This window comes from Streptomyces sp. NPDC046881 (assembly GCF_040645015.1).
Taxonomy (GTDB): Bacteria; Actinomycetota; Actinomycetes; order Streptomycetales; family Streptomycetaceae; genus Streptomyces.
This window is the reverse complement of record NZ_JBEYXJ010000019.1, coordinates 102,550-108,549: the sequence shown is the minus strand read 5'-3', so window position 1 is coordinate 108,549 and position 6,000 is coordinate 102,550. Positions and strand designations below refer to the sequence as shown.

7 protein-coding genes and 1 pseudogene are annotated in these 6,000 nt (G+C 74.5%); 5 read left to right on the top strand and 3 right to left on the bottom strand.

The features are described from left to right. Positions 1–334: amidohydrolase family protein (locus ABZ923_RS12680; protein WP_361470242.1), on the top strand; the 334-nt coding region annotated here is incomplete at its 5' end. Continuing rightward, positions 331–1,572, top strand: a complete 1,242-nt coding sequence (locus ABZ923_RS12675; protein WP_361470241.1) for a cytochrome P450 — start codon at positions 331–333, stop codon at positions 1,570–1,572. The genes ABZ923_RS12680 and ABZ923_RS12675, both read left to right, overlap by 4 nt. Positions 1,573–1,717: 145 nt before the next feature. Here ABZ923_RS12675 and ABZ923_RS12670 read toward each other — a convergent pair whose 3' ends face one another. Continuing rightward, complete coding sequence (locus ABZ923_RS12670) at positions 1,718–2,296, bottom strand: XRE family transcriptional regulator (protein WP_361470240.1); 579 nt, start codon at positions 2,294–2,296, stop codon at positions 1,718–1,720. Positions 2,297–2,410: 114 nt separating this feature from the next. On the opposite strand from ABZ923_RS12670, the gene ABZ923_RS12665 reads away from it, so the two are divergent. Genes ABZ923_RS12665 through ABZ923_RS12655 form a run of 3 tightly spaced genes read left to right on the top strand, consistent with a single transcriptional unit; the run spans position 2,411 to position 4,669 of the window. Then, positions 2,411–3,247 (top strand): EamA family transporter, encoded by an 837-nt coding sequence (locus tag ABZ923_RS12665; RefSeq protein WP_361470239.1) that lies wholly within the window; start codon positions 2,411–2,413, stop codon positions 3,245–3,247. Between the two features lie 31 nt (positions 3,248–3,278). After that, complete coding sequence (locus ABZ923_RS12660; RefSeq protein WP_361470237.1) at positions 3,279–3,926, top strand: FMN-binding negative transcriptional regulator; 648 nt, start codon at positions 3,279–3,281, stop codon at positions 3,924–3,926. A 35-nt stretch (positions 3,927–3,961) separates the two neighbouring features. Then, on the top strand, positions 3,962–4,669 hold the full coding sequence (locus tag ABZ923_RS12655) for a phenylalanine--tRNA ligase beta subunit-related protein (protein WP_361470236.1): 708 nt from the start codon (positions 3,962–3,964) through the stop codon (positions 4,667–4,669). A gap of 186 nt (positions 4,670–4,855) precedes the next feature. Here ABZ923_RS12655 and ABZ923_RS12650 read toward each other — a convergent pair. Continuing rightward, positions 4,856–4,981, bottom strand: a pseudogene (locus tag ABZ923_RS12650) (EamA family transporter); the annotation flags it as partial. Positions 4,982–5,339: 358 nt separating this feature from the next. Beyond that, positions 5,340–5,999, bottom strand: coding sequence for a TMEM175 family protein (locus tag ABZ923_RS12645; protein WP_361470234.1), 660 nt, complete (start codon positions 5,997–5,999; stop codon positions 5,340–5,342). Between the last annotated feature and the right edge of the window lies 1 nt (position 6,000).

Below are 6,000 nucleotides of genomic sequence, written 5' to 3'. Positions count from 1 at the left end.
GCCCTCCGGCCCGCCGGGGGCGGCCGCCGCTCCCCCGGCGGAGCGGCCCGCACCCCGGCAGGGCCCCGCGGCCCCGCCGCCCTCCGCCGACCCGGCCGCAGCGCTGCGGCGCATGTACGTCGACACCAGCCCGTTCAGCGCGGCGCACCTGAGCCTGAACGCCGAAGTGCTGGGCCCCGAACGCATGCTGTTCGGCACCGACTCACCGCCGATGGCCGCGCCGCTGGAGGACTCCATCCACCTGATCGAGAAGCTGCCGGTCGACGCGGCCGCCCAGCAGCGCATCCTCGGCGGCAACGCCCAAGCCCTCTTCGACCTCAGGAGTCGTCCGTGACCACCACGCAAGAGGCCGTCACCGCAGCCGAGCGGTGCACCCCGGAGTTCCGGCGCGATCCGCACGCGGTCTACGCCCAGCTCCGCAGCGCGGCACCCGTCTGCCCCATGAGACCGCCGCACGGCAACGACACGTACCTGATCACCCGGTACGACGACGCGCGGGCCGCCCTGTCGGATCCGCGGCTGAGCAAGGACATGTACGGGGCGATGGACGCCTACCGGAGGATCTTCGGCGACTCGTCCGTCGCGCTGGACGACAACATGCTCAACTCCGACGCGCCGAAGCACACCCGGCTGCGCCGGCTGGCCAACTCCGCGTTCACACCCCGGCGTGTGGAGGCGCTGCGGCCGCGGATCGAGGAGATCGTGCAGGGCCTGCTCGACGCGTGCCCGACCCGGGAACGCTTCGACCTGCTCCCCGCGTTCGCCTTCCCGCTGCCCATCATCGTGATCTGCGACCTGCTCGGCGTGCCGCCCGAGGACCGGTCGCGGATGCAGCACCTGTCCACCACGGTGGCGCAGACCGGTTTCGGTGAGGAGGCCAAAAGGGCCCAGCAGGAGGCCGAGGAGGGTCTGCACGCGTACTTCACGCAGCTCATCACCGCCAAGCGAAAGCGTCCGGGCGACGATCTGCTGAGCGCGCTCATCGCGGTCCGGGACAACGACGACGGGCTCACCGAGAGCGAGCTGGTCTCCACGGCGTTCCTGCTGATGTTCGCCGGTCACAAGACGACCGCGTACCTCATCGGCAACGCCGTCCACCACCTGCTCTCGCACCCCGCGCAGCTGCGTGCCGTGCGGGAGAACCCGGAGCTGATCCGCGCGGCGGTGGAGGAACTGGTGCGCTACGACGGCTCGGTGGAGAGCGCGACGTTCCGCTACGCCACCGAGGACGTGGAGTACAGCGGGACCCTGATCCCCAAGGGCGCCCTGGTCCAGATCGCCATCAGCTCGGCCAACCGCGATCCGCAGAAGTTCGACCGCCCCGACGAGCTGGACGTGATGCGGCCGGGCAACGCGCAGGACGCCCACCTCGGGTTCGGGCACGGCGGCCACTACTGCCTGGGTGCCCCGCTGGCCCGGATGGAGACGCAGCTGGCGCTCACCCGACTGTTCGACCGGTTCCCCGGGATGGCCTTGGCCGACCCCGCCGCCGGGCCGCGGTGGCTGGAGGTGCCCTTCCCGGCCTTCCGCGGCCTCGCCGAACTGCCGGTCGTCCTCGACCCGGCCGACTGAGCGACCACGCCCACCCGACCGCGCCGCCCCGCCACCGTGACCGGCCGGGCGGCGCGGCCGCGTGCGACCGGGCCGGTCCCCTCCAGCAGGTAGGACAGCATCGAGAAGCGGGTGGCGAGCAGGGGCCGGGGGACGCTTGCCGTCGTCACGCTGCCGGGCCGGGCGGCAGCTGGACCGTCATGATCAGGTGGCAGGTCCCGGTGCCCGAGCCGCGGTAGGTGTGCGGGGCGTCGGCGTCGAAGGTGGCGGTCTGGCCGGCCTCGACGGTGTGCTCGGTGCCGTCGACGACCAGGGTCATCCGTCCCGCGGTGACACTGACGGTCTCCACGACCCCGGACTGGTGGGGGTGGCTGGGGTACTCCTCCCCCGGCTCCAGCCGCCAGCGCCAGACCTCGACGGGGGCCGGTCCCGACGTGGTCAGCATGAGCCGGGCCTCGCTGCCCCGCGCGCCGGTCCACAGGGGCGCCACGGCGTCGGCGGAGACCACGCGGACGCGGCCCTCGGCCGGCCCCTCCAGCAGCGCGGACACCGAGACACCGAGAGTGTCGGCCAACCGGACCAGGGTCGCGAAGTTGGGATTGCCCTGGGCCTTCTCCAGTCCGACCAGGGCGCCCTTGCTGACCTGGGCGCGCCGGCCGAGTTCGTCCAGGGAGAGTCCGGCGCGGGTGCGGGCCGCCCGGACGTTGCGCGCGAGCGCCTGCAGGGCTGCGGCCGTCTCGGCCATCCGATCACATCCTCGCGAGGGACCACCGCAATGTACCGCGCGGTCGTTCGGTTGACACCGGGTGGTCGTTTCGTTGTACGGTTTGGTCGTTCCAATGATTGTAGGGGAAGAACCGTGATCGCTCTGCTGCTGGCTCTGGGCAGCTCCCTCGCCTACGGATGCGCCGACTTCCTCGGCGGCCTCGGCGCCCGCAAGGCCCATGTGCTGCGGACCGTGATGGTCGCGGCCCCGGCCTCGCTCGCGGTCGAGCTGCTGCTGTGGCCGTTCCTCGGCGCCTCGTTCGACACCGGCGCCCTCGGCTGGGGCGCGGCGTCCGGGGTCGCCTCGGCCGCCGCGTTCGCCCTGCTCTACCGCACCCTGGCGATCGGGCCGATGGACGTGCTGTCCCCCGTGACCGCCCTGGTGTCCGCGGCGCTGCCCGTCGGGGTGGGGCTGCTGCAGGGCGAGCATCTGACCGCCGCCGGGCTGGTCGGTCTGCTGCTCGCGCTGGTGGCGGTGGTGCTGGTCAGCGCCGGCCACGGCGCGGGCGCGGCGCGCCCTTCGAGCACGGCGCTGCTGCTGGCGTTCGGCGCGGGTGCCGCGATCGCCCTCCAGCTGGTCTTCCTGCACCAGGCGCCGTCCGGCAGCGGGGTGGCCCCGCTGATCACCGGCCGGGCGGTCTCCTCGGCCGTCACCCTGACCGCGGCGGGACTGCTGCACCGCAGGCTGGGCACCGAGCGGCCCGCCTACGCGCTGTCCGCCGCCGCGGGCGTGCTGGACTCCGTGGCGAACCTGCTGTTCCTGCTCGCCGCCCGCAGCGGGGACCTCACGGTCGTCGCCGTGGTCACCGCCCTCTATCCGGCCGGCACGGTCCTGCTCGCCCGCGGGGTGCTCGCCGAACGCATCCACCGCGGTCAGCTCGTCGGCCTGGGCGCGGCCGCCGTCGCCGTCGGCCTCCTCGCCCTGACCTGAGCGCAGGGGCCCACCCGCAAGGAGAAACCGCATGTTCATCCACCCCTGGGACGCCGGACTGGACGAGGCCGAATGGCAGTCCTGGATCGCCGAGGGCCACGACTTCGGCATCCTGAGCGTCAACGGCCCGCCCGGCCGGCCACCCGTCGCCGTCCCCACCCACTTCACCGGCGGCGACGGCCACCTCCTGATCCACCTCGCCCGGCCCAACCCGGCCTGGACGGCGATCGAGCAGGACCCGAACGTCACCTTCACCGTCTTCGGCGACTACGCCTTCGTCCCCGGCCCCTGGCGCGCCCAGCCCGGCACTCCGCCCACCGACGGCGTCCCCACCAGCTACTACACCGCCGTGCAGTTCACCTGCCTGGCCCACATCGTCGACGAGCCCGAGGCCAAGGCCGCGCTGCTGCGCCGCCAGCTCGCCCACTTCCAGCCGGACGGCGACCACGCGCCCGTCGCCGTCGACCGGCCGCCGTACGGCCGGATGCTGCCCGGCATCCGTGGCCTGCGCCTCGACGTCACGGACGTACGCGCCAAGTTCAAGTACGACGACCACAAACCCGTCGAGCACCGCACCGCCGTCGCCGAGCACCTCACCGCGCGCGCCCAGGGCCTCGACCCGTCCGCGGCCCGCGAGCAGCGCCGCCGCCTGGGCCGCATCGGCCCCTGGAAGCCCTGACCCGCCCCGCCCGCAGGAAACGGAAAACACCGCACATGCCCGCCTTCCGCATCGCCCCCGCCGTCGCCGACGCCTTCCCCGGCACCCTCGTCGCCCTGGTCACCGCCACCGGACTGCGCGGCCACGAGCCCTGGCCGCACACCGCCGCCGCGCTGGCGGAACTGGAACAGCGGCTCGCCGACGGCACCTGGCGGCCCGCCGACGAGACCGACCCCCGTATCGAGGCCTGGCACACCGCCTACCGCGCCTTCGGCACCAACCCGCGCCGCGTCCGCCCCAGCGTCGACGCCCTCGGCCGCCGCCTCGCCAAGCAGGGCTCGCTGCCCCGCATCAACCCGGCCGTCGACTCCTACAACGCCGTCTCCGTACGGCACGGCCTGCCCGCCGGCGCCTTCGACCTCGACCGGGTCACCGGTGACGTCGACATCCGGTACGCGGACGGCACCGAGTCCTTCACCCCGCTCGGCGAGCCCGGGACCGTCGAGCACCCCAGGCCCGGCGAGATCGTCTACGCGGACGCCGCCGGCGTCCTGACCCGGCACTGGAACCACCGCGACGCCCACCGCACCCGGGTCACCGCGGACTCCGCCCGGGTCGCCTTCCTCCTGGAGACCCTGCACGCCGACCGCGACGCCGGGCTGCTGAAGACCGCCGCGGAAGAACTGCAGGGCCTGCTCGCCCCGCACGCCGGACAGACCGCCGTCCACCTCCTCGGCCCGGCGCAGCCCCGGGCATCCGTCTGAGGCGGACGTCGTCAGCCGCCGTCCGCGCCCGGCACCGGCACCCCGGCCGGATGCGCCGTAGCACGCGCCTGGCCGCCCGGGACCGGACCGCCGCCGCCGGCGGCGGCGGGCGGCCGGTGACGGGGTGGTGAGGACGGCGAGGCAGGCGATGACGAGGGCGATGCCCGCCCAGCCGGCGGCCGGCAGGCGTCCGCCGACGACGAGGACCGCGAGCACGGCCGCGACGGCCGGTTCGAGCAGGGACAGGGTGGTGGCCGTTCTGGCGGGCACGCGCGCCAGACCCCAGCCGAACAGGACGTACCCGGCGAACATGGGGACCACCGCCATGTAGGCGCCAACGGCCGCGTTGGACCAGGAGCCGACGGAGCGGGGCGCCGGTGGCCGACAGGACGGGCAGCAGGAGCAGTCCGCCGAGCCCGAAGACGGCGCCCATCGCCGCACGCGAGGGGAGCCCGCCGCTGATGAGCCGGTGCGCGGCCCAGGAGTACAGGGCGTAGGTCGCGGCGGCGACCAGGCCGAGACCCACGCCGAGCAGCGTGCCGGCCACGGACGCCGGTCCCGCGCCGCGGGCGGCCTGGCCGGCTTCGGCGACGCACAGCAGGACGGTGCCCAGCAGGCCGAGGGCGGCCGCGCTCGTCCAGCGACGGGTGAGCCGGCGGCGGTCGCGGTCTCAGCCGGTTCCGGTGTCCCCTCCTCCGGGGAGGCCCTCGCTGGTGAGGAAGTAGAAGACCGGAAGGGCGACGAAGACGGCGACCGCCCACAGGGGCGCGGCGAGCACGCCCAGCAGCCCGGCCGCGCCGTACGCGAGGGCACCGGCCCAGGAGCGCAGCCGCCCGTGCCGGACGTAGGCGGGCTCCACGTCCGGTTTCAGCAGCTCGGGCCGGCGGGCCAACTGGTGGTAGAAGGCCACCCAGCTCAGGCACATCGCGGCGGCCAGCCCGGCGTAGAGCGCGACGGCGACCCGTGCGTCGGAGCCCGCGGGGTCCGCCTGGAGGGCGTCGGCGACCACCGCGGTGGGGAACGAGAGCGCCGCCGTGGTGAACAGCAGCAGCAGATTGGCGGCGTGCAGCCCGCGGTCCATGACGCGGACCCGTACGAAGGCCTGGTGGTGGTTGAGCCAGATCACCGACACATAGCCGAAGGAGGCCAGGTAGCCGAGGTAGGAGGGCCACTGGGCCAGCAGGGCGCGGCCGAGGCCGCCCGGCCGGTGCGGCGGGTCGGCGAGCCCGAGGGCCAGCAGCGTGACGGCGATGGCCAGCACGCCGTCGCTGAAGGCTTCCGCGCGGCCGGTGTCGGAGCGGGAGAAACCGCGCAGGCGGGTACGGGACACG

Coding starts and splice junctions, on each gene's coding strand:
- ABZ923_RS12670 (WP_361470240.1), bottom strand. CDS start 2,296: ATGGCCGAGACGGCCGCAGCCCTGCAGGCGCTCGCGCGCAACGTCCGG.
- ABZ923_RS12660 (WP_361470237.1), top strand. CDS start 3,279: ATGTTCATCCACCCCTGGGACGCCGGACTGGACGAGGCCGAATGGCAG.
- ABZ923_RS12655 (WP_361470236.1), top strand. CDS start 3,962: ATGCCCGCCTTCCGCATCGCCCCCGCCGTCGCCGACGCCTTCCCCGGC.